This window comes from Desulfosarcina alkanivorans (assembly GCF_009688945.1).
Lineage (GTDB): Bacteria > Desulfobacterota > Desulfobacteria > Desulfobacterales > Desulfosarcinaceae > Desulfosarcina > Desulfosarcina alkanivorans.
In genome coordinates this window covers 1,205,312-1,229,012 of record NZ_AP021874.1, presented here as the reverse complement: position 1 = coordinate 1,229,012, position 23,701 = coordinate 1,205,312, and the positions used below count along the sequence as shown (strand labels likewise).

Genomic DNA, 23,701 nt, shown 5'->3' with positions numbered 1-23,701 from the left:
GAGGGTTTGTCATGAAGGTCAGCCCATTGGTCATCGGGTTGCTGGCAGCCGCCGTCATCGCCGTGGGCGGGACACCCGGGATCGGCCACAGCGCCCTGCAGACCGGCAGCCGGGTGCCGGTGTTCACCTTGAAGGATATCAACGGACAGGCCTATCCGCTTTCCGGCATGAAGCGCCGGGCCATGACGATTCTGTATTTTTTCGATGCCGATTCCCGGCCCAGTATTGAAGGGCTGTTGAGCCTGGACGGGCTGGCCCGCAAATACCGGGATGCCGACCTCACCGTGTGGGCCATTACCCGGTCTTCGAAACAGAAGGTCGCCGCTTTCCAGGATCGTACGCAGACGGTTTTCCCCGTTTTATTGGACAGTGCCGGGGTCAGCGACATGTTTGATGCCCGGCGAATCCTGCCGACCGTCTGCATTGTCGGACCGGAGTTGACGATGCTCGATATTTTTCAGGGCGGCGGGAAAACCACCCAGGTGATGCTGGTCAGACTGGCCGAACGCAACCTGCAGCGCAGAAAACCAGAAATTGCCCGTGCGATTACCGAAACGGTCGAAAAATCCGACCCCGGGAATGCCCAGGCCCGAACCGTCAAAGGTTATGCCGCCATTCAGGAGGGGAACCTGGACGAAGCGGAGCAGACCTTTTATTCACTCAGTAAAGAAAAAGGCAGCAACGCCGTCCTGGGAAAAGAGGGGCTTGCCCAGGTATATAAAAACAAGGGACAGACGGAAAAATCGCTCCAGCTGGCCAAGGAAGTGGCGGCCCAGGCCGGAGACCGGCCTCTCGTGCATGTTATCAAGGGCGATCAGCTTTACCGGCAGAACAATAAGAAAGGTGCAGAGGCGGCCTACCGGGAAGGCACCAGAAAACCTGGCGGGGCGCCGTTTCAGAGAGCGGTCGCCTACAACCAGCTGGGCCGGCTGTACGCCCAGCGCGGAGATTTCGCCAAATCGCGGGAACTCTACGATCAGGCCGTCAGCATCGACCCGTATTACATCGAAGCCACCTCCAACAAAGGTCAGACGTTCGAGCAGGAAGAGCGGTGGGACAAAGCCCTGGAAACCTACCGCCAGGCAGAGGCCGTCGATAAACACGATCCCTTTATCCGGGCGCTGGCTGAAAATGCCATGCGCAGGCTCATGATTCAAAAAGATCAGATGAAGCAGAAGGAGTTGGCTGCAGCGGTCAAGAAGGTGGCCGAGCGCTACCGGCAAAACCGTTTTGAACAGGTGCCCGTCGACGACCCATGGACCTCCAGGCCAACCCGGGTCGCCTTTTTCGACCTTTCCGAGTCCGGTGGACTTTCCCAGCGTGCAGGTTTTGCAGGCCTGCTAAAGGATTATCTGGCCCGGCAGCTGGGAGCATCGGGCCGGGTGCTGGTGGTCGACAACCTGATTGTTTCAGGTGTGATGGATGAATTGGGGCTCGACCGCGATGCCCTGGCCGACAATGACATCCTTTCCCGGCTCAGTCAGGCCATGCAGGCCTCGTTGATGATCAAGGGATCGGTTTACCAGATGCCGTCCGGTCCTTTGTGCAACCTGAAAATTTTAACTTCGAAAGATCTCCGGCCCGTCGAACTCCTTGATTATCAGTTTTCGGGGGGCACCCGCCTGCAAAAGGACCTGAGCCAGATCAACCGCCGGCTGATGACCCGCATCATGGAAAAATTCCCCCTCCAGGCTTTTGTGGTCGAAGTTACCGGCAATCAGGTGCTGCTCAACCTGGGAGCCCTCCAGGGCGTGGTTGACGGCACCGTTTTTGACGTTATCGAGGAAAAGGCGCCGGTCGTTTACAAGGGAAAGCAGTTCACCCCTGAACCTGGTATGGTGGCCAGGGTGCATGTGGTGCGCACCGATGATGATTTCAGCTACGGGCACATCAAGGATCAGCGGCGACCCATCACACAGGATGACAAGCTCAGGGAGCATCCGGATGCAATGGCAACGGGCGATCAACGCTCTCGAATCTGGTAGGCCTGGCCGCGGCCATCCCCAATGGATTCCATTTTGAAAAGGCACCCCGCGCTGCGGCGGCACCGTCATCAAAAAAACGTCGGCCGCGCCAATATTTTGTTCATTGCTTCAATTGAAATCAACTGTTCATCACCTGTTCCGGATATCCCTGCCAGGCTTGAAGATACGGTCCGGTGCACTGCCGCCGGCGTTCATTCCAAGCCTGCCTGCCATTGAATCGTTGCGGTAAATTTTTGGCAAATTATTTGCATAAATATTTAACGCCGAACGCTGTTCCATTCAAACCCATTACCTGCAGGAGATTCCATGGCTGAACGTCGAAAACACAAGCGTTATCCCATGCCCCGTGGCACATTTGTCATTTTAAGAAGTAAATTGAACCCCTTGCGAAATCATGAACAGATGAGCATCGGAGAGATTGCCATGGTGCTTTACAAATCCGAGTCGGAAGCCATGGGGCAGGTCACCGAATTGAGCATTGGCGGAATCGGGTTTGATTGTGATTATAACGGTATCGCCAACACCGAAAATGTCGAACTCGATCTGTTAATGGCCGAAAAGGGCATCTATCTGCACAATCTTCCCTATGCGACCATTCCGGTCAAGTCTCCCGGTAAAGGCAGAAAAAAGCCCCTGAAATACAGGACCAACGCCGTCCGGTTCAAAAAACTCGATCCTTTGCAGAAACGCCAGCTACGGGAAATGCTGTCCCACCATGTCGCCCCGCCGATGGACAGGGCGGGGGTCGCCGAAGGCCAACCCGGGAAAGTGAAAGCATAAACGATGCCTACCATTGAGTCTATCATTGATGCGATCGATCAATTAAAACCGCTGACGGGGGTTGCCGGAAAAGTCATTGCCCTGCTGGATGACCCCGATTGCGGGTTGTCCGATTTATCCGATATCATCCGCCACGAGCCCGCGTTGACGGCCAACCTTCTGAAACTGGCAAATTCGGCCTATTACGGCCTGCCGGGTAAAATCCATGACGCCAAACAGGCCATCGTTTATCTGGGAATGTCCCAGGTTGTCGATCTGGTTCTTCTGGTCAGCTGCGCGGAGCGGTTTTCCGGATCTCACGAGGGATATGGGTTGAAAGCCGGAGAACTCTGGAAGGGCGCCGTATCGGGCGCCATCATGGCCAGTGACCTGGCCCAGATAAAAGGACTGAAACAAAAAAGTTTAATTTTCACCGGTGCCTTGCTGCGGGATATCGGTAAAGTGGTCCTGGATCAGCATATCCGTTCGGCCGCCGGAAAGATCCTGCATCGGGTAAAGACCCAGCCCCTCACGTTCCCTGAGGCGGAGCGGCAGGTTCTGGGTTACGACCATGTCCAGGTGGGCGCCATGGTGGCCAGAAAATGGCAATTTCCCGGGTCGCTACAATGTATCATCAGGTTCTACCACGCGCCCCTGGAGGCCAAGGGATGCTTCATGGAAGCATCCGTCGTCCACCTGGCCGATGCCATGTGCCGCAAAATGGAGATCGGCCCGGGAGTGGATGATCCGTTTTATCCTGGAGATGGGCGGGTTGCCCGATCATTAGGGCTGGACAATGCCGGTATTCAGGGGGTGATGGACAATTTCGGCAAGAAGATGGCGCACATCAATGCGCTTTTTGATGTTCAATAGACGCCCGGCAGCCGAGCGGCTCAAGGTCGGGGCCCCATCTGCCGGCAGGAACGTGTGTCCCCGTATTTTTTTCTATAATTGGCTAAAGAATTAACGTACAAAACCGATACTATTAATTCGAAAGTTAACGAAACAAAATTTTAAATTATTCCGGAGGTCAGAGATGGCGTACAAGATCCTTACGGTTGATGACAGTAAAACCATTCGGATGATTGTCAAAAAAGCCTTTAAACCATATAATTGTGAACTTTATGAAGGTGAAAACGGCGTGGAGGGGTTGGCCATAGCGGCCAAGGAAATGCCCGATCTCATCATCCTCGATATCACCATGCCGGTGATGACGGGCATCGAAATGCTTGGAAAACTCAAAGCCGAGGGTGATTTGAAGGATATTCCGGTGATTATGCTCACTGCCGAATCAGGCAAAGAAAACGTGATGCAGATCGTAAAAATGGGTGTCAAGGATTACATCGTCAAACCGTTCAAAGGGGAACAGTTGATCGAACGGGCCAAAAATATCCTTAAACTCAGGCCCGTGGAATAGATCCACGCCACCCGCCTGGCTAATCAACCCGATCCATTGAACACCATTGTCTGCCTTTCCGTCCGCTTTTTGGGTTGCATCCTTGGGCGAGTTCAACAAGGATGCAACGATTCATGCCATCTGAATAAGAACTGACACTTTATGCAGCTGGCTGTCGCCTCATTTTTCAGCTTTTTCCATTCCTGCCACAGGGCCAATTTCCAAACTTAAACGACGTTCGGGATTTTTGCCGAACGAATTAACGTTTTTCAAATTGTGTTTGTATATGCTATATTAAAAGACTTTGGAACAGCCTGCGGATGGTATCTTGCCCGCAGGCACAAAAAAGGAGGCGCGATGGCCTCCTGGGGTGAATCGGGGGTGGCGCGCCTGGCAGGATTCGAACCTGCGGCCTACGGATTAGAAGTCCGTTGCTCTATCCAGCTGAGCTACAGGCGCCTGAACAGACGGCATCCGTAACATACTGGCTGGTAATTGTCTACACGAAAAAGGCCTGACAACAACTGAATGCCAGCGATATGACCGGCTTAAATCGACAAATCCGGGTATTGGAATGAAAAAGAAAAAAGTTAAACCAGCGGCAGCACCCAGGAAAAAACCCGCCCCGCGGGCAAGCGGGCGGACCAGTGACAAAGCCGTTGTCAAATACGATCCGCTTCAGCGCTATCTTTCCGAGATCAGCAGGTACAATCTGTTGACCCGGGAGGAAGAGGTTTCCCTGGGGAAGCGGGTTCAGGAGCAGGGAGATCAGGACGCAGCCTACCGCCTGGTGACGTCCAACCTTCGGTTGGTGGTAAAAATCGCACTGGAATTTCAACGGGTATGGATGCAGAACCTGCTGGACCTGATTCAGGAGGGCAACATCGGCCTGATGCAGGCCGTGAAAAAGTTTGATCCCTATAAGAATGTCAAGTTTTCCTATTATGCTTCCTTCTGGATCAAAGCCTATATTCTGAAGTTCATCATGGACAACTGGCGGCTGGTCAAAATCGGCACCACTCAGGGGCAGCGCAAACTCTTTTTCAAGTTGAAAAAAGAAAAGCAGAAACTGATCGATGAAGGGTTTGACCCCAAACCCAAACTGCTTTCCCAGCGGTTGGGCGTTTCCGAACGAGAAATTGTGGACATGGATCAACGACTGGACGGGTGGGATATCTCTCTGGATGCGCCGCTGAAAGAAGATTCTGACACGGAGCGGATCGAATTTATGAGCACCGAATCAGAATCGGCCGAAGAAACCGTGGCCAAAAAAGAGATGTCGTCTCTGCTCAACCAGAAAATTTCCGAATTCAGGACCCAGATGACCGACCGGGAATTGGAGATATTCGACAAACGGATTTTTTCCGACACGCCGGTTACCCTTCAGGAGATTGGCGATAAATACGGCATATCCCGTGAAAGGGTGCGGCAGGTCGAAAAAAATGTGGTCAAAAAGATGAGGGATTATTTCAAAAAGGAAATTCCCGACTTTGAAACCTACACGGAAGGTGTTTCCTGATCGCCCCCCCCTGTTGCGACAAACCGCCTGATTCAATTGCATGTCATCGGTTGAAAGGACCGCCCGCCGGATTGCTTTCGGGGGGGGCGAGTTGAAGGGTATAAGATGAAATTACCGGTCGTTAAGCTATTTTTAATCATGTTTTTGCTTATGTTTACAGCCGGGTGCGCCCTGACGACAATGGGGTCACGGTCTTCGGATCGGACAGCCGCGGTGGACCGGCGCAAACGGCCGGTGAATGCCTATTACCTGTTTTCGGAAGCGCATTTGAGCCTGAAAAAAGGAGATGTGGATCGCGCCATCGAAAACATGCAGCGGGCAATGGCCCTGGATCCGCAGTCGGCCTATTTGAAACGGGAACTCGCCGGATTCTGGTTGTTGAAAAAAGACACCGCATCGGCGCTCAAGCTCCTGGACGACGTGCTGGCCAGTCATCCCGACGATGTCGACGCGCTGATTCTGGCGGGTCGGATCCACCAGAATCTCAACCAGCCGGAAGCGGCCATAAAGGCCTTTTCCCGGGTCATCGCCCTGGATCCATCCCAGCAGAATATCTACCTGCAACTGGGGGGCATGTACATGGATCAGGAGCAATATCCCCAGGCAAAGCAGGTCTACGGGCAACTGGTCCAACATTTTCCAGGCGCCTATGCCGGTTATTTTTTCCTCGGCCGGATCAGTGCCATCGACGGTGATCGCAAAGCGGCCAGGGCCTATTTCGAAAAAACCCTGACCCTCGAACCCGACCTGGTGGAATCGCGTTTTGAACTGGGAGCGCTCCACGAAGCCGACCACAATTACCAGGAGGCCGCGGCTGCATATGCAGACATCCTGGGGCAGGATCCCGACAACATTCAAGCCCAAATGGCCCTGGGGCAGGCATACGAGCGGCAGGGGCTGAAGCAGGACGCCCGGCAGATCTTCACCTCCCTGGGGACCCGGAGCCTGTCCGATCAGGCCGTGGTGAGGGTCCTGGTCAGAGACTACCTGGATGCCCGTAAATTCGACGCTGCCGACACGATCATTCAGGGCATGCTCACGGGGGGGGCGGACAACCCGGATCTCAACTATCTGGCGGGCGTGGCCCTGGATGGCATGGGGAAAAAGAATGCCGCCATCGCCCAGTTGAAGCGAGTGGCGCCGGGTTCGCAGTTTTTCCAGAACGCGGCCGTTCACGCGGCCCTGCTTTACCAGGAGATGGACAAACTCCAGGCGGCCGTCGATTTCCTTCTGGACACCATCGAAAAAGATCCTCAAAATCCTGAATTCTTCCTCTACCTGGGGTCTTTTTACGAGCAGATGGAGACCTACGGAAAGGCTGAAAAAGCCTTGAAAGACGGTCTTGGCCTGGATCCCATAAATTCCCGGCTCTATTTCCGCCTTGGGGTGGTTTATGACAAATGGGGCCGGAAGGACGACTCCATCGCCGCCATGCGGCAGGTCCTCCGTTTTGACCCCGCCAACGCCAATGCCCTGAACTATCTGGGCTACACCTATGCCGATATGGGGATCAATCTGGATGAAGCCGAGCAACTGATCAGAAAAGCCCTCGAACAGAAGCCCGGAGACGGATATATTACCGACAGTCTTGCCTGGGTTTTTTTCAAACGGGGTGAATATGAGCAGGCGTTGCCGTTACTGGAGCGCGCCGCCAGCCTGGTTCCAGACGATCCCATTGTCAAAGAACATCTGGGAGATGTGTACAGCAAGCTCGGCATGACGGAAAAGGCGCTGCAGAGCTATCGTCATTCCATCGCAAACGGACATTCCGACAAGGCGGCCGTGGAAAAGAAAATCCGGCTGTTGACACCATGATCCGGGCGGTCTTCGCGTTTTGGCGGCGGTCTTCCGACCGGTTTCCTTCCCTTGCCATGGGGCCGGCTGCAGTTATCCTGATCCTGGCGGCATGGCTGCCGTCCGCCTGCACACGTTTTATCCCGCCGGAAATTCAGCCGGATATACCGGCTGAACGGGTCAAGGCCGCACTGGTGACGGCCAATACCGGTTTGACCGGTTTCAGATGCGTGGCAAAAATAACCCTTTCCGAACCGAACCGTCCGAAACAATCCTTTCGTGCGGCCGTGGCAGGCCAATTGACCGATCATCTGAGAATAGACATGTTTGCGCCCTTTGGTGGGTCGGCCGGTACCGTCAGCAGCGACGGAAATCATCTGTTTCTCGTCGCCTACCCATCCCGTGACTACCATAAAAAGCGGATCGGAAACGGCAGCCTGCGGCGGATTATAAAGGTCGATGTCACCGTGGGGGACCTGCTTGAATTGCTTGTGGGGCGAATTCCCCTGGACACGGCCCTGTCCGCCCGGTTGATTCCCGATGATGGGGCCACCCGGACCCGTCTGGCCCTGATCGATCGTTGGGGCCGGACCCGACAGGAAATTACCCTCGATGAGGCCTTGCATCCCGTTCGAGCGGTGTGGTTCGACGTTCATCACCATCCGATTCGATCCCTGGTGGTGTCCGGGCGGCAGACCATTGACGGATTCGTTCTTCCCTCCCAGATTGATTTATCTGCTGAATCCGGGCAGCGGGTGTCGGTTGCACTGCAACGGTATGAAGCCAATGTCCGCTTCGATGAAAGCCTGTTCAAGCTGGACCCGCCGCCATCTTGAGGTGATGTATGCGTTTTGCGACGGATGCCACACTCGGAAAACTGGGGCGGCACTTGCGAACAGCCGGATTCGATACCCTGTGCCAGCACCAAAACCGGTGCGGCGATTTTTTCAATACCATTGACGGTCAGCGTATCATCTTGACCCGCACCATGGCGGTGAGGCAGAAGTTCAAGCATCGTCACCTGCTGTTTATCCGGGACAACGATCCCCTGCGGCAGATGATGCAGGTGGTGCGGGAACTGGGCGTCCAACCAAACGATCTCCGCCCTTTCAGCCGATGCATCGCCTGCAACACGGCTATTGCCCCGCTGGACAGGGATGAGGCAAGGGGGCGGGTGCCCGACTACGTATGGCAACGCCACCGCGCCTTTCATCGGTGCGACAGCTGCCGGCGGATATACTGGGCCGGAAGTCATCGCCAGCGGATGGGCAAGCGGCTCGACGCTATTTTCAAATAGAAAGAAGAAACAAACATGAGTGCTGAATTTTCGAAAAACGGTGAGTGTGGTGCCGGCGGATGCGGGCGTCAGGGGGCAGCAGACCCGCAGGACCGGAACATCGGCGATGCCCTTTCCAGAATAAAAAACAAACTGATCGTCATGAGCGGAAAAGGTGGTGTCGGAAAATCCAGTTTTTCCACCAACCTGGCCGTGGCGCTGGCCGGGCGGGGCTTTTCGACGGGACTGCTGGACGTTGACCTTCACGGTCCCAGCATTGCCGGTATGCTTGGCCTCAACGGGTTGCTGGATATCAACGACAACCAGCAGGTGATTCCCAAATCGGTGGGAGACCATTTGAAGGTGGTTTCCATGCAGTCTTTGATGACGGACCCCGATCAGGCGGTCATCTGGCGGGGGCCGGCCAAGACGGGGATCATCCGGCAGTTCATCGGCGAAGTTCGCTGGGGATCTCTTGATTTCCTTGTCGTTGATTCCCCGCCGGGCACCGGCGACGAGCCCTTGAGCGTCGCCCAGACCATTACCGGCGCCAAAGCCCTGATCGTTACCACCCCACAGGATGTGGCCCTGGCCGATGTGCGCAAGTCCATCAATTTCTGTCGGACCGTCAATCTGGAACTGGTGGGGCTGGTGGAAAACATGGGACCTTTTGCCTGCCCGTGCTGCGGAGAAACCGTCGAGCTGTTTAAAAGCCGGGGCGGTCGTCTCACCGCCGAAACCATGGGCGTGAACTTTCTGGGGACACTGCCCTTCGACCCGCAGGTGGTCAAGAGCTGCGATGAGGGCTCGCCCCTCGCCGCAGGGGACAACCGGGGACCATTCATGGCGGCTCTTGACGATGTCGTTCGGGCCATTGTCGGCAGATTGTAGCCGTGGCACGGCAGGTTCTGGCCCTGGAGGCACGCTTGCGGTCATGTCGCAATGTCCGAACCATCGGGGTGCGCCCCAATTTTACGGATTACAGCGAAAGGGAGGCGCAGTGGATTCGGGAGGCCGATAAAATATATTATCCAACTGTATTTTATGCGGATTTGTTTGATTCCGTCGGCAAGCTGACGTTCCCCAGCTATCATACCTACAAATGCGTCCAGGACAAAATCAAGCAGAGCGCCCTGTTTCAGCTGGCCGGTCTTCCCCATCCACGGACCCGTGTGTTTTACGGCAGCCGCCAGAAATCAAGCATTTCCAAACACTTCACCTTTCCGTGCATTGCCAAAGAGCCTCGTGGGTCGGCCATGGGACGCGGCGTCTTCCTGATCCGGAACGACACTGACCTGGAGGCCTACACCCATGATCGCCACGTGGCCTACATTCAGCAGTACCTTCCCATCGACCGGGATATCAGGGTCGTCGTGGTTGGCGGCCGGGTGATCCATGCGTACTGGCGCATCGCCGGAGACGGCGAGTTTCGAACCAATGTGGCGCTGGGAGGCCGCATCAGCCTGGATTCGGTGCCCGAGGCGGCCCTCTCCCTGGCCCTTCGGGCTGCCGGTGTCTGCGGGTGGGATGATGTCGGGCTGGACATCTGCTGTCACGAGGGACGTTATATCCTGCTGGAGGCCAATATGAAATACGGGAAAGAGGGGTTCCGTGCGGCTGGAATCAATTATTATCAGGTAATGGAGAAAATGATCGACGATGGACAAATCTGATGTATTCACCATTCCGCCGGTATTGGACCGTCTCAAATTATCCCTGAACGACAGGGAGCGGGAAATCTTTTCGCCGGCTGCGACCTTCAGTGTCGCGGGAGTCAGGCGCCAGCCCATCGTCGATACGGAGGCCGGATATCGGCAGGCCTTTTCGCTGGATGCCGATCGGATTCTTCACAGCCGGGCATACACGCGCTACATCGACAAAACTCAGGTCTTTTACCTGATTTCCAACGACCATATCACCCACCGGGTGCTGCATGTGCAGCTGGTTTCCAAGATCGCCCGCACCATCGGCCGGTTTCTGCGGCTCAACGAAGACCTCATCGAGGCGGTCGCGCTGGGGCACGATATCGGCCATACGCCATTCGGCCATGAAGGCGAGCGCTACCTGTCCGAGTTATGTCAGCAGGCCGGTATCGGCAATTTTCTGCACAACGTCCAGAGCATTCAATTCCTGGATCGGCTGGAGCGCAAGGGCCGGGGATGGAACCTGTGCCTGCAGACCCTGGACGGTATTCTCTGCCATGACGGCGAGATCCATAACCAGCTGCTGGCACCCGATCCCGATAAATCGTTTGCCACCTTCGAAGCGGAGGTCACGGCCAAGAAGACCGACCCGGAATACCGGCTCATTCCCATGACAACGGAAGGCTGCGTTGTTCGGATGGCCGACACCATTGCCTACATCGGCCGGGATCTGGAGGATGCCATCCGCCTGGGCATTCTCGACCGCGGTGATATCCCCCCATCCATCGTCAGGATTCTGGGCAACACCAACGGCACCATTGTCTATCGTCTGGTGACCGATGTCATTCAGAACAGCCACGATAATCAGTTTGTGGCGTTCAGCCCGGAGATTTCCGATGCATTGAAAGTTCTCAAAAAATTTAATCTGGAACGCATCTACATGAACCCCAGGAGCAAGATCCATTCGGCAACCATCCGGCGGCTTTTTACCATGCTTTTCGAGATGCGTCTGGAGGAACTGGAAACCGGCGACCGCGGGTCAGATATCTTTACCCGGTTTCTGGCGGACATGTCTGAGTCCTACATGGCCGATCACAGTCCCCCTGAAATCGTCCGTGACTATATCGCCGGAATGACCGATCGTTATTTTTTGCACCAGTTTCCGGAACGCCTGCGACCCAGGACCCAGCTCTGAAAAAAGGACGCATCGGGTTGATGAAAAAGCAAACCGGCCACCAACCGCCTTCACCGGCCAGCTATCGTGAGCGGACCTATCGCCGTCTCGTGGGTACGGAAGGGTTGCAATCCTTTCAGGTGATCTGCCAGGAGACGGACCTGATGATCCAGGCCGACCGGCTGCTTGAAGCACGCGCCCGTGAACAGACGCTGGCATGCCGGGGGCACATTGAAGGGTACATCAAACAATATCCGCGTTTTGCGACCACGCTGGCGCCCTGGTATGAACCGGTGGCCGCGCCTGACGTGGTTCGGGACATGATCCGTGCCGGTCGTGCCGCCGGGGTGGGGCCCATGGCGGCCGTTGCCGGTGCCGTGGCGGAAAACGTGGGGCGTAGACTGCTCGATTTCAGCAGGCGGGTGGTGGTGGAAAACGGGGGGGATGTCTTCCTGAAAACCGATTTGCCGGTCGTGGCCGGTCTGTTCGCGGGGCGTTCCCCCTTGAGCATGAAAGTGGGCATCCGGCTGCCGGATGCAGGCCGCGGCATCGGTCTGTGCACCTCCTCGGCAACGGTGGGGCATTCCCTGTCCGCCGGAAGCGCCGATGCCGTCTGCGTGGTCGCCCGTTCCTGTGCCCTGGCAGACGCCGCGGCCACGGCCATCGGCAACCGGATACATTCGCCCGGGGATATCAAACCGGCCATTGCCTTTGGCAGGCGGATTGCCGATCTGTCGGGAATCGTGGTGGTAACAGGCCCTGAAATGGGGGCATGGGGGCAGATTGAGCTGGTTCCTCTGGAAGGAAAAAAAGGTTGAGTTTTAGGGTGGAAAAGTATAGAGATGCTTGATAATCAAAGGGTTTCATGGACGGGAACATTGCCTTGGCCACAAGGACCGCAAGACCCGGCGAGACATTCAGCCAAACCCACAACGGAAACCAAGTGGAGGAGAAATACGCAATGAAAAAGGTGAAAATCGCCTTCTGGATCATCGTCTTCGGCTTTGTCGGGCTGGTCATTTTTCAAAACAAAGGTTTTTTCATGTCCGAAAGCCAGCTGATGTTCAACCTTGGCTTTTTTTATTATGAGACACCGTTTCTGGCCAATGCCGTTTTCTTTGTGGCTTTTTTCCTGATAGGCATTTTGATCTCCTATTTCATCAACCTGTTCAAACATTTTACGGACGCAAAAATTATCAAGACCCTCAAGGCAAAAGAATCCAGCCTTGTGGAAACCGTAACCGCCCTGGAGAAACAGCTGTCCGTTCAACAAAGTGAAGCTGAGTCCCTGTCGGCCACACCCGTCGAAGGTCAACCCGTGGAAGTGGCTGCTGAAGTGAAATGATCCGGATCGTGCCGTCGGCCACGGCGAATATGAAAACGTGTCCCGTCATCCGCCTGCCTTCCCGGGTGGTCGCCTCCGTCACCCGCCGCCGCATTATCCAAAACAGATATAAATTATTTCCGATTTAATGGCCCCTGTTAAAGCGACACCCATGATGCAGCAATACCTCTCCATCAAGGAGCGGTACCCGGATGTTCTCCTGTTCTACCGCATGGGTGACTTCTTCGAGATGTTTTTTGAAGATGCCCGGCTGGCCTCGCGTGAGCTGGAAATCACCCTGACCTCCCGCAATAAAAATGATGATGCCCCGATTCCCATGTGCGGGGTGCCCTACCGGGCTGCCCAGGGGTATATCGCCCGACTGATTGAAAAAGGCTACAAGGTGGCCATCTGCGATCAGGTGGAAGACCCCAGGGCAGCAAAGGGCCTGGTCAAGCGCGAGGTGGTTCGGGTCGTGACCCCCGGGATGATCATCGAGGATGAACTGCTGGATGAAAAAGCCAACAATTTCATACTGGCCGTGTCCAGGCACCAGCAGACGACCGGTCTTGCCAGCCTGGATATTTCCACGGGAAGTTTTCGTCTCACCGAAACGGCGGATGTGGCCGCAATTATCGATGAAATCAGACGGGTTGCCCCCCGTGAGATCCTGATTCCCGAATCCCTGAAGGCCGATGGCGCTTTTGCATCCTTTTTCGATGCCGCCCCCGATTATGCCGTTACCGTCATGCAGGACCGGTCCTTCGAGTATGCCGGCAGCCGCCAACGGCTGCTGGAGCAATTCGACACGCTTTCACTGGAAGGGTTCGGATGCGCTTCCATGAAGGCCGGCGTGGGTGCGGCCGGCGCATTGATCCACTATGTGAGTGAGACCCAGCGCCAGAAGATTGAACACCTGTCTGCGGTCCAGACCTACTTTCTGGGGAAGTTTCTCGTGGTGGACGACCAGAGCTGCCGGAATCTTGAACTGTCGGGAAATATCCGCACCGGCAGCCGGCATGGGACCCTGCTGGGCATTCTGGACCAGACGGTCACGGCAATGGGCGGCCGGCTGCTGGCCCACTGGCTGCGTTATCCGCTGCTGGAACCGGAAGCCATTCAGTCCCGGTTTGACGCGGTGGCTGAAGCCGGCGAACAGATGCAGGCGCGCAGGGACCTGCGGGAGCGCCTCAAGCCCGTCCGGGATCTCGAGCGACTGGGCGGCAAGCTTTCCATGGGGCACGGCAACGCCCGCGATCTGACCGCTCTGAAGGGATCCATCCAGGCCCTGGCCGGCATTTTCGACACCCTTTCCCGTTTTTCAGTCCCCTTGTATGCCTACGACGGTGATACCGCTGCGCTCGATGAACTGGCCGGCCTGATCGATCGCGCCATCCGCGAAGATGCCCCGCCGACGATCACCGAAGGGGGGATGATCCGAACGGGATACGATCAGGAACTGGACGAGTTGATCCGTATCAGCCGGGATGGCAAAGGGTGGCTGGCGGAGCTGGAGGCCAAGGAGCGGGACGCCACCGGAATCAATTCCTTAAAAGTACGCTTCAACAAGGTCTTCGGCTACTACATCGAGGTCCCGCGCGCCCACAGCCAACGGGTTCCCGATCACTATGTGCGCAAACAGACCCTGGTCAACGCAGAGCGCTACATCACCGACGATCTGAAACATTTCGAATCCCGGGTACTGGGCGCCGAGGACCAGCGGGCCGCCATGGAGCAGGATATTTTTATGGCCCTCCGGGATCAGGTCAAGGCCCACCACGGCGGTATTCAGGCGATCGCCCGCTTCGTTGCCCGGGTGGATTGCCTGACCACGTTCGCCGAGGTCGCCCAGAACAACGGCTATCATCGACCGGACATCAACACCGACGGCGTCATTGACATACACGACGGGCGTCATCCGGTGGTGGAACAGCTGATCACCGGCGAGCGCTTCGTGCCCAATTCCATCGTTATGGACAACCGGGAGAATCAGGTCCTCATCATTACCGGCCCCAACATGGCGGGAAAATCCACCGTGCTGCGCCAGGTGGCGCTGATGACCATCATGGCCCAGATGGGATCTTTTGTGCCGGCCCAGCAGGCCAATATTGGCATTACCGACCGAATTTTCACACGGGTGGGGGCCCTGGACAACCTGTCTGCCGGGCAGAGCACCTTCATGGTGGAAATGCAGGAGACCGCCAATATCGTGAACAACGCCACGGCAGACAGCCTGGTGATCCTGGATGAAATCGGGCGCGGCACCTCTACCTATGACGGGTTGAGCATCGCCTGGGCGGTGGCGGAGTACCTTCACGGTCTCAACGGAACCGGTACCCGAACCCTTTTTGCCACCCACTATCACGAACTGACCGACCTGGAGAACCAGCTTGACCGGGTGAAAAACTACAACATCGCCGTCAAGGAGTGGAACGACGAGATCATTTTCTTGAGAAAACTGGTCAAAGGGGGTACCAATCGCAGTTACGGCATTCAGGTCGCCCGTCTGGCCGGGATTCCCGAACCGGTGATCAGGCGTTCCAAAAAAATCCTTGCCAGGATCGAAGCCGGAAAACATCTTGCGGCGGGTGAAAAGGATGAGGCCGGCGCCGGAAGCGGGAAAAAAGACGGACACGTGCAGCTGGGGCTGTTCAGTCCCGCGGAGCGAAAGCTGGTGGAAGCCATCCAGATGCTGGATGTGAGCCGGATGACACCCCTGGAAGCGCTGAACACGCTAAACGAATTGCAGATCAAGTCACAATCCGTTGTGTACTGACCCATACGCCAGTGAATATGCATCAATCTGAAAACAGACCCTTCTTTTTGGCCGCCTTTCGATTGGTGGCGTTCTCGTTGATCATCAATGCCGCTTTGGTGTGCTCGGCCTGGGCGCTGACGCCCAAGCAGCAGTTTTACCGGGCTGAGAACGCCTACGCGGCGCTCAAGAAAAATATTCGCCACCAGAAATACCGGGACCGATGGCTGGCCTGTATCGAGAAATATCAGATGGTATACCGGCTCGATCCATCCGGTCCCTGGGCTGCTGCCGGACTCTACCATTCGGGCCTTTTGTATCTGGAACTGCACAAACGTTCCTACCTGCCCGCTGACCGGCAGGAAGCGGTTGACGCCTTTCGGCGGGTTATCCAGCGGTTTCCCAAAAGCCGCTACACGCCGAAATCCCGATCTCAGCTGACCAGATTGGGAAAAAAGGCACCCTCATCAGCATCGACGGCTGCCGGCGGTCATCTGAAAAAGGCGTATGCCGCCTACGACCAGCTCAAGGGCAGCGCCGCCAAACAGAAATATCGCGATCAATGGGAAAAATGTATCGACCGCTTTCAGAAAACCTACCGGTCCGACACCCGGGGCCCCCATGCGGCCGAATCGCTTTATATGATCGGCCGGCTCTACAAGGGCCTGGCAGACGTGTCTCACCGCAAGGCGGACCGGGATGCGGCCATGGATTATTTCAGGCGTGTCAAACGGGATTTTCCCGGCAGCACTTTCGCCGGTAAAGCGGGCGCCGAACTGGTCGGAACGGCAACCTCCGGTAAGGTGAAAAAAAATAAGGCTGCCGATCCCCTGGCCGATATCATTGCCGGCAGCCATTCCGATTCAAGCGCGGTCTTCCCGGATGCCGACGTTCAGCGAACCGGCCTGGTCACCGTGCAGGGGCTGCGGTTCTGGTCCAACCCCAGCTACACACGAATCGTTATCGACGCCGACCGCGAGACGCGTTTTTCCCACCGGTTGCTGAAAAAGGATCCCTCGATTAAAAAACCCCAGCGGCTCTATATCGATTTGAGTAGAAGCCGGTTGGGCAAAAATATCCAGAAATTTGTTCCCATCAACGATGAACTGCTCAGCGATGCGCGCGCCGGACAGTACACCGGCGAATCGGTCCGGATCGTCGTGGATATCAAGTCATTCAAGAACTATAAGATATTTTCTCTCAAGAATCCGTTTCGCATCGTATTGGATGTATGGGGACTGGACGCCGCCAAGCAGGCCGCCCGGCCATCCACCTCCCCGGTGAAACCGTCCACGGGAAAACTGCCGCCCGGTGCCATCGCCCGGCAACTGGCACTGGGGGTGAGCCGTATCGTCATCGACCCGGGGCATGGGGGCAAGGATTACGGGGCACCGGGTTACCTCAAAGGGGTGCATGAAAAGCATATCGTGCTTCAGATTGCCAAGCGTCTGGCCCGCAAGGTGGAAACCGATCTCAAATGCGATGCGGTCCTGACCCGCACCACCGACCGGTACCTGACCCTGGAGGAACGGACCGCCATCGCCAATACCCAGAACGCCGACCTCTTCGTTTCCATCCACACCAACGCGGTGAGAGACAAGCGGGCGTATGGCATTGAAACCTTTTTCCTGAACCTGGCCACGGACGACGATGCCATCCGGGTGGCTGCCCGTGAAAATGCGACGTCGGCCAAAAATATCAGCGATCTGGAGTCCATTTTAAACGATTTGATGCAAAACGCCAAAATCAATGAATCCAGTCGGCTGGCAGCGATGGTCCAGTCTGAGATGTGCCTGCATTTGAAACAGCGTTTCAGCCACATTCGCAGCAAGGGTGTCAAACAGGCGCCCTTTTATGTCCTTCTGGGGGCACAGATGCCGGCACTGCTCGTGGAAACATCGTTTATCTCCAATCCGCGGGAGTGCAAGCGCCTGACCAGTGCCAAATACCAGGAAGCACTTTGCGACGGCATCATTCGCGGGATTCGAAAGTATATCAAAGAGACTGGTCCCACCGCCTTCAAGTATCCGTCGGCCGGGAGGGACCAGAAAGGATAAGCATCGCCGCCACGTGGATGACCCTGCCGGCGGCAGGTGAACCGTCAACCGGAAAAAGGGAGGAGAAGGGAATCATGGCTTACGAAAATATCATTTTTGAAGCAGCCGAAGGCATTGCCACCATCACGTTCAACCGTCCTAAAGCCTTGAATGCATTAAACGGTGATCTGCTGGACGAACTCTCAGCGGCCATGGATGAAATCGTGGCTGACGAGGATATCCGTGTTCTGGTCCTGACCGGTGCGGGTGAAAAGTCTTTTGTGGCCGGGGCGGACATCACCGAACTGGCCACCTTCAACACCCTGCAGGGCAAGATGTTTGCCCGCAAAGGGCAGCTGATCATCGGCCGGATTCAGGAATTGGCCATCCCGGTGATTGCCGCGGTCAACGGGTTTGCCCTGGGCGGCGGCAGCGAGATGGCCCTGGCCTGTGATTTTATCTACGCTTCGGAAAACGCCATGTTCGGACTGCCCGAAATTACGCTGGGCATTATCCCCGGATTCGGCGGCACCCAGCGGCTGCCCCGTCTCATCGGAAGCAACCGGGCCAAGGAAATGATTTTTACCGGAAAGATGATTTCTGCCGCCGAAGCCATGGAGATCGGTATGGTCAACCGGGTTTTTCCCCAGTCGTCGCTGATGGAGGAAGCCCTGAAGACGGCGCGGGCAATTGCCGCCAAGGGCAAGGTCTCCCTCAGAGCCGCCAAGCAGGCGGTCAACAGCGGGCTCAATGTGGATCTGGCCACCGGCTGCCACATCGAGGCGGATGCCTTTGCCATCTGCATGGCCAGCGAAGACGGCAAAGAGGGGACCCGCGCGTTCATCGAAAAGCGAAAGGCGCAGTTCAAGGGCTCCCTCAAGGCATAAGAGGGGCACGGAGATGCCAAACGCCTGCAGCTCCGTGATCCGTGGCGAATGACCCGCCGGTTGGAACCGGGTGTTGACATGTCGATGATGCCGCATGGGGCGACGGGGCCATGGAGGATGGCCCCCGCTGCTCCGCGGGCATGTTTTTTCTTGACACGCCAAACCATATTATTTTATCCAACGCAGGCCGGTGGCATTGCCCCCGGTCCATTCGCATCCTTGCCACAACGAGGTCAGATGGATCATGAACGGATCGCGTGAACGGTTCCGATGCGTCGGTGCCGTGGGTGACTTCAGTTTTAGCAGGTCTATCCATGGCACGGCGACACCGGTTTAGCAGATAATCGAAACAGGCCATGGGTGGACACGGCGAACCGCCTGATTCCCATTGCCGATTGCTGATATAAGGCTGTGGGGTGATCCTCCCGGCCTTTTTTTATTGGAACAGGGTACCATCCCCAACGGTATGATTGAACCGGACGGTTCCTTTACCCTCATCACGGTGAGAAGGAGAACAGGCAAATGATTCACGACATCGAATACGAAACCATGCCCCGGGAGGCCTTGGAGGCGATACAGCTCCGGCGGCTTCAAACCACCCTCGAACGCGTTTACGCCAGTGTTCCCTTTTACCGGAAAAAGTTCAGGGAGGCCGGGATGGTCCCGGCGGACATCAGCCGCCTGGAAGATCTGAAACGGATACCGTTCACCACCAAGCAGGACCTTCGCGACAACTACCCGTTCAACATGTTTGCCGTACCCATGGACAACGTGGTCCGTATCCATGCTTCCTCCGGCACCACCGGCCAGCCGACGGTGGTGGGATATACGCTCAGGGACGTGGGGACCTGGTCCACGCTCATGGCCCGCGCATTGGCTGCCGGCGGCGCCGGTCGTGGCGACATCATTCACAACGCCTACGGATACGGTCTGTTTACCGGCGGTCTGGGCGTACACTACGGTGCGGAGCGCCTGGGCGCATCGGTGATTCCGGTTTCGGGAGGAAACACCAAACGCCAGGTGGTGATCATGAGGGATTTCGGACCCACCATCATGACCGCCACGCCGTCCTATGCCCTGCACCTGGCCGAAGTGGCCGAAGATATGGGCGTTTCCTTCAACTCGCTTAAATTCAAGTTCGGCATTTTCGGAGCCGAGCCCTGGTCCGAGAAAATGCGCGCGGAGATCGAACGCAAGCTGGACCTGACTGCCGTCGATATCTATGGACTCAGCGAGGTGATGGGGCCGGGGGTGGCCATCGAATGTCACGAAGCCAAGAAAGGGCTCCATGTGTTCGAGGACCATTTTATTCCGGAAATCGTTGACCCCAACACCCTCGAGCCCCTGCCTTACGGTGAAACCGGCGAGCTGGTGTTCACCTCGCTCACCAAAGAGGCCTTTCCCGTGATCCGCTATCGCACGCGGGACATCACTTCCTTGAATCCCGAACCGTGCATCTGCGGACGAACCCACGTGCGCATGAACCGCGTAACGGGCCGCAGTGATGACATGTTGATTATCCGCGGGGTCAATGTGTTTCCCTCCCAGATCGAGAGTGTGCTCATGGAGACCGACGATGTGCTGCCCCATTACCAGCTGGTGGTCGACCGTGAAGACAACCTGGATGTGCTCACCGTCATGGTCGAGGTCGGTGAAAGAAGCTTTACCGACGAGGTGAAGGGGCTGCAGCAACTGGAGCGGCGCATCACAAAGAACATCAAGGAAATGCTGGGCGTGTCCGCCCGGGTTAAACTGGTCGAGCCCAAAGCGATTGAAAGAAGTCAGGGCAAAGCGGTTCGGGTTGTGGACAATCGCAGGATTTGATAGTTTAAAACTAGGCTAAAGGCTCAAGTAGACCCATCCCATGACCGACAATACAGTGGAGGAACGCATGCAGGTTGAACAGATTTCCGTTTTTCTGGAAAACAAATCCGGCCGGCTTTCGGAAGTGACCGCTATTTTGACAGAAGCAGAAGTCAACATTCGTGCACTGGCCCTTGCCGACACGTCGGATTTCGGCGTATTGCGGCTGATCGTGGACGACACGGAAAAGGCTCGCCATACCCTCAAGAACCATGGGTTTACCGTGGGGAAGACCAACGTGGTCGCCGTGGAGGTATCGGACCGGCCCGGTGGGCTTCACGACATTCTGACCATGCTTCACGATGCGGGGCTCAATGTCGAGTACATGTACGCCTTCGTGCGCTCTTCCGGCGATAATGCGGTGATGATTTTCCGCATCGAGCAGGAAAAGGAGGCCATCCGGCTGTTGGCATCCAAGGGGGTCAACGTCATCGACGGCCAGCGCCTTTACTCCCTCTGATTCCGACATGCCCGTGGCGGGCGGCGGGTGCCGGTCGAACTCGCTGCCATCATAGGGGGTTACGTTAAAAATAGGGTGCTTTTTTTCTGGATGATGTGGTATATAATCATCTATTCACGACCACTTAGGCGTTGTTCACAAAAACAGCCCGTCTTTTTGGAGAACTTCGCTTCAGCTCCTATCAGGTTGATCGATGGCCGATAAACAGGTGAATCAGGCCCAAATCATCTGGGCAGTTGCGTTGATACTGGCCGGGCTGGGGGTTTTCTATCGCATCCCCCAGGTGATGCCCACGATCGAGCAGATTCCCAGATTCGAAGCCGCCTCCGGCTTTATCCGGTTCTGTTTCTATTTTATCGGAATTTTTCTCATCGGGGGCGGATGCAAAAAATTGTTCCACCAGTATCGCCGGAAAGGCCGTCCGTGATGGATCGCCAGGGCGCCACCGGTTGTTCCGCCTGTTTGCGGACAACGAAACCACCCAACCGCAGGTAATGATTTATGGCCAATGCAGAAATTTCCCTGACCCTCGATGATACGGACAGTGCCCCCATTTCTGAAGCCCAGTACCAGGCCAGGATACAGGCTATCGGCAATCGGCTCAATGCCGCCAACAATTTAGGAGAGGCGCTGATCAACCTGAAAGACGAGATCTGCGAACTGTTCGGTGCAGACCGGATCACCGTCTATGTGGTGGATGGCGTCAAACGGGAACTGGTGTCGCGATTCAAGTCCGGCAACGAAGTGGCTGAAATCCGGATACCCGTGGCCCAGACCAGCATTGCCGGTTACGCCGCATTGAAGCAGACCCTGGTGAACATCAAGGACGCCTACGACCAGAAGGAATTGACGGCCATCGACCCGGAGCTCCAGTTCGATTCCAGCTGGGACCGGCGGACCGGGTATCGGACCAAGGAGATTCTGGCCTATCCCATCGTTTACCAGAAGTATCTCATGGGCACTCTGGAACTGATCAACCGGAAGGGCGACGGTGAATTCGGCAGCGTCGAGGCCAGGGCCCTCCAGGAACTGTCCAAAATCATGGGAGTGGCGCTGTACAACCAGAAGCGCATCGCCGCCAGGGGCGGGCGTACCAACAAATACGACTATCTGCTGGAAAACCACCTGCTCACCCAGAAAGAACTGGTCAAGGCCATTGCCGATGCGGGCCAGCGCAAAGAGCCGGTCTCCGCCGTCCTCATGAAGGACTTCAAGATTCCCAAAAAGGAGATCGGCAGCGCCCTGGAAAAGTACTTCAAGACCAACTTCATCGAATACAACGGAAATTATCCCATCCCCGGCGACCTCATGGCGGGTTTGAAAGTCCCCTTCATGAGAAACAACATCTGGGTCCCCCTGAAAAGTGAGGACAACAAGGTCGTCATCGCCGTTGACAATCCCCACGACCTGAAAAAAATCGACGAGATCAAAGCCCTGTTCCCGGGACGACCGGTAACGTTTTACGTCAGCCTTAAGCAGGATATACTTGATTTTATAAAATTATTCACCCAGGATGAAAAAGAGCTGGCCGAAATCGACGACATCCTCTCCCAGCTTCAGGTGGAGTCCGATGAAGTCGAAGAGGCCGAGACCGGAGTTGGCGAAGAGGACAGTGCGGTGGTCCAGCTGGTCAACAAGATCATCCTGGATGCATACAGCCGCAATGCCTCGGATATTCACATCGAGCCCTATCCGGGTAAAATGAACACCCAGGTCCGAATCCGGGTGGACGGTTCGTGCACCATTTACCAGACCATTCCTTTTTCCTACAAAAATGCGGTCGTCTCCAGAATCAAAATCATGTCAGACCTGGATATCGCCGAACGTCGGCTGCCCCAGGACGGCAAGATCAAGTTCAAGAAATACGGCGGCAAGGACATCGAGCTGCGCGTGGCCACCATTCCCACCCAGGGCGGCCTCGAAGACGTGGTCATGCGTATTCTGGCCGCCGGCGAGCCCATCCCGCTGGATAAGATGGGATTTTCCAAACGCAACCACAAGAACTTCGTCAGCGTCGTCACCAAGCCCTACGGGCTGATTTTTGTCTGTGGCCCGACCGGTTCAGGTAAAACCACCACCTTGCACTCGGCCCTGAGCTTTATCAACAAGACCGAAACCAAGATCTGGACGGCGGAAGACCCGGTGGAAATCACCCAGCGGGGGCTTCGACAGGTGCAGGTCAAGCCCAAGATCGGATTCGATTTCGCGGCGGCCATGCGGGCATTCCTGCGCGCGGACCCGGATGTGATCATGGTCGGTGAAATGCGTGACAAGGAGACCACCTCCATCGGCATCGAGGCCTCCCTGACCGGTCATCTGGTTTTCTCCACCCTGCACACCAACAGTGCCCCGGAAAGCATCACCCGCCTGCTGGACATGGGGATGGACCCGTTCAATTTTGCCGATGCCATCCTGTGCATCCTGGCCCAGCGGCTGGTGCGGACCCTTTGCAAAACCTGCAAACGCAAATATCACCCGAGCAGGGAGGAGTACGACGAACTGGTCCGCGAATACGGTGAGGAGGATTTCAAGAGCACCCTCAACATCGAATACAACGACGACCTGCAATTGTACAAGCCCGAAGGGTGCGACCTCTGTGGCAATACCGGCTACCGGGGACGAATGGGGATCCATGAACTGCTCATGGGGACCGACGACATGAAAAAGCTGATCCAGACCAAGGCCGAAATGGCAAAAATTCGTGGTCAGGCCATCCATGACGGCATGAGGACCCTGAAACAGGACGGCATCGACAAGATTTTTCAGGGGCATTGTGATTTGCTGGAGGTGCGGAAGGTCTGCATCAAGTAGCGCCATAAACGGCATCTTT

Annotated in this window: 20 protein-coding genes, 1 tRNA gene and 1 pseudogene; 20 read left to right on the top strand and 2 right to left on the bottom strand. The window is 56.2% G+C overall.

Translation table 11 applies throughout. The annotated features are described in order from the left end of the window. The first annotated feature begins 11 nt into the window (after window positions 1-11). Window positions 12-1,985 carry a tetratricopeptide repeat protein gene (locus tag DSCA_RS05450; protein WP_167527617.1) on the top strand — a complete coding sequence of 658 codons (1,974 nt, stop codon included), beginning with the start codon at window positions 12-14 and terminating at the stop codon, window positions 1,983-1,985. Window positions 1,986-2,114: 129 nt separating this feature from the next. Here the strand turns inward: DSCA_RS05450 and DSCA_RS05445 are convergent, their stop codons facing one another. After that, window positions 2,115-2,264, bottom strand: coding sequence for a hypothetical protein (locus tag DSCA_RS05445; RefSeq protein WP_155315459.1), 150 nt, complete (start codon window positions 2,262-2,264; stop codon window positions 2,115-2,117). Between the two features lie 27 nt (window positions 2,265-2,291). Here DSCA_RS05445 and DSCA_RS05440 point away from each other — a divergent pair, with 27 nt between their 5' ends. The 3 genes from DSCA_RS05440 (at window position 2,292) to DSCA_RS05430 (ending at window position 4,161) form a co-directional block, all read left to right on the top strand. Continuing rightward, entirely contained in the window at window positions 2,292-2,765 is a 474-nt protein-coding gene (locus DSCA_RS05440) for a hypothetical protein (protein WP_155315458.1), read from the top strand. Between the two features lie 3 nt (window positions 2,766-2,768). After that, the gene (locus DSCA_RS05435; protein WP_155315457.1) at window positions 2,769-3,617 is read left to right on the top strand and encodes an HDOD domain-containing protein; all 849 of its coding nucleotides are present in this window, start codon (window positions 2,769-2,771) and stop codon (window positions 3,615-3,617) included. Between the two features lie 163 nt (window positions 3,618-3,780). Further along, window positions 3,781-4,161 carry a response regulator gene (locus DSCA_RS05430; protein WP_155315456.1) on the top strand — a complete coding sequence of 127 codons (381 nt, stop codon included), beginning with the start codon at window positions 3,781-3,783 and terminating at the stop codon, window positions 4,159-4,161. A 361-nt stretch (window positions 4,162-4,522) separates the two neighbouring features. Here the strand turns inward: DSCA_RS05430 and DSCA_RS05425 are convergent. Beyond that, window positions 4,523-4,599: transfer RNA gene (locus tag DSCA_RS05425), tRNA-Arg, on the bottom strand. 115 nt (window positions 4,600-4,714) lie between these two features. Here DSCA_RS05425 and DSCA_RS05420 point away from each other — a divergent pair. From DSCA_RS05420 to DSCA_RS05345, 16 genes and pseudogenes are all read left to right on the top strand, one after another. Then, complete coding sequence (locus tag DSCA_RS05420; protein ID WP_155315455.1) at window positions 4,715-5,659, top strand: sigma-70 family RNA polymerase sigma factor; 945 nt, start codon at window positions 4,715-4,717, stop codon at window positions 5,657-5,659. Between the two features lie 213 nt (window positions 5,660-5,872). Next, the gene (locus DSCA_RS05415; RefSeq protein ID WP_167527616.1) at window positions 5,873-7,474 is read left to right on the top strand and encodes a tetratricopeptide repeat protein; all 1,602 of its coding nucleotides are present in this window, start codon (window positions 5,873-5,875) and stop codon (window positions 7,472-7,474) included. Continuing rightward, window positions 7,471-8,289, top strand: a complete 819-nt coding sequence (locus DSCA_RS05410) for a hypothetical protein (protein WP_155315453.1) — start codon at window positions 7,471-7,473, stop codon at window positions 8,287-8,289. Before DSCA_RS05415 ends, DSCA_RS05410 begins: the two co-directional genes overlap by 4 nt. 8 nt (window positions 8,290-8,297) lie before the next feature. Continuing rightward, window positions 8,298-8,750, top strand: coding sequence for a Mut7-C RNAse domain-containing protein (locus tag DSCA_RS05405; protein WP_155315452.1), 453 nt, complete (start codon window positions 8,298-8,300; stop codon window positions 8,748-8,750). A 15-nt stretch (window positions 8,751-8,765) separates the two neighbouring features. Next, window positions 8,766-9,620, top strand: a complete 855-nt coding sequence (locus DSCA_RS05400; RefSeq protein ID WP_155315451.1) for an Mrp/NBP35 family ATP-binding protein — start codon at window positions 8,766-8,768, stop codon at window positions 9,618-9,620. A gap of 2 nt (window positions 9,621-9,622) precedes the next feature. Next, window positions 9,623-10,402 carry an ATP-grasp domain-containing protein gene (locus DSCA_RS05395; protein ID WP_155315450.1) on the top strand — a complete coding sequence of 260 codons (780 nt, stop codon included), beginning with the start codon at window positions 9,623-9,625 and terminating at the stop codon, window positions 10,400-10,402. Next, window positions 10,389-11,567: a deoxyguanosinetriphosphate triphosphohydrolase family protein gene (locus tag DSCA_RS05390; protein WP_155315449.1), complete on the top strand. Its 1,179-nt coding sequence runs from the start codon at window positions 10,389-10,391 to the stop codon at window positions 11,565-11,567. Before DSCA_RS05395 ends, DSCA_RS05390 begins: the two co-directional genes overlap by 14 nt. A gap of 20 nt (window positions 11,568-11,587) precedes the next feature. Next, window positions 11,588-12,364 (top strand): UPF0280 family protein, encoded by a 777-nt coding sequence (locus DSCA_RS05385; protein ID WP_231716384.1) that lies wholly within the window; start codon window positions 11,588-11,590, stop codon window positions 12,362-12,364. Between the two features lie 143 nt (window positions 12,365-12,507). Then, a complete protein-coding gene (locus DSCA_RS05380; RefSeq protein ID WP_155315448.1) occupies window positions 12,508-12,891 on the top strand; it encodes a hypothetical protein in 384 nt (127 codons plus the stop codon). Window positions 12,892-13,042: 151 nt separating this feature from the next. Next, window positions 13,043-15,646: a DNA mismatch repair protein MutS gene (gene mutS / locus DSCA_RS05375; RefSeq protein WP_331457148.1), complete on the top strand. Its 2,604-nt coding sequence runs from the start codon at window positions 13,043-13,045 to the stop codon at window positions 15,644-15,646. Window positions 15,647-15,723: 77 nt separating this feature from the next. Then, window positions 15,724-17,682 (top strand): N-acetylmuramoyl-L-alanine amidase, encoded by a 1,959-nt coding sequence (locus DSCA_RS05370; protein ID WP_167527615.1) that lies wholly within the window; start codon window positions 15,724-15,726, stop codon window positions 17,680-17,682. A gap of 74 nt (window positions 17,683-17,756) precedes the next feature. Then, a complete protein-coding gene (locus DSCA_RS05365; protein WP_155315445.1) occupies window positions 17,757-18,548 on the top strand; it encodes an enoyl-CoA hydratase/isomerase family protein in 792 nt (263 codons plus the stop codon). A gap of 498 nt (window positions 18,549-19,046) precedes the next feature. Beyond that, window positions 19,047-20,372 (top strand): annotated as a pseudogene (locus DSCA_RS05360) (phenylacetate--CoA ligase family protein); the annotation flags it as partial. A gap of 40 nt (window positions 20,373-20,412) precedes the next feature. Continuing rightward, window positions 20,413-20,871 carry an ACT domain-containing protein gene (locus DSCA_RS05355; RefSeq protein WP_331457147.1) on the top strand — a complete coding sequence of 153 codons (459 nt, stop codon included), beginning with the start codon at window positions 20,413-20,415 and terminating at the stop codon, window positions 20,869-20,871. 193 nt (window positions 20,872-21,064) lie between these two features. Next, window positions 21,065-21,298, top strand: coding sequence for a hypothetical protein (locus tag DSCA_RS05350; RefSeq protein ID WP_155315443.1), 234 nt, complete (start codon window positions 21,065-21,067; stop codon window positions 21,296-21,298). A gap of 74 nt (window positions 21,299-21,372) precedes the next feature. Continuing rightward, window positions 21,373-23,682: a GspE/PulE family protein gene (locus DSCA_RS05345; protein WP_155315442.1), complete on the top strand. Its 2,310-nt coding sequence runs from the start codon at window positions 21,373-21,375 to the stop codon at window positions 23,680-23,682. Window positions 23,683-23,701: the final 19 nt, after the last annotated feature.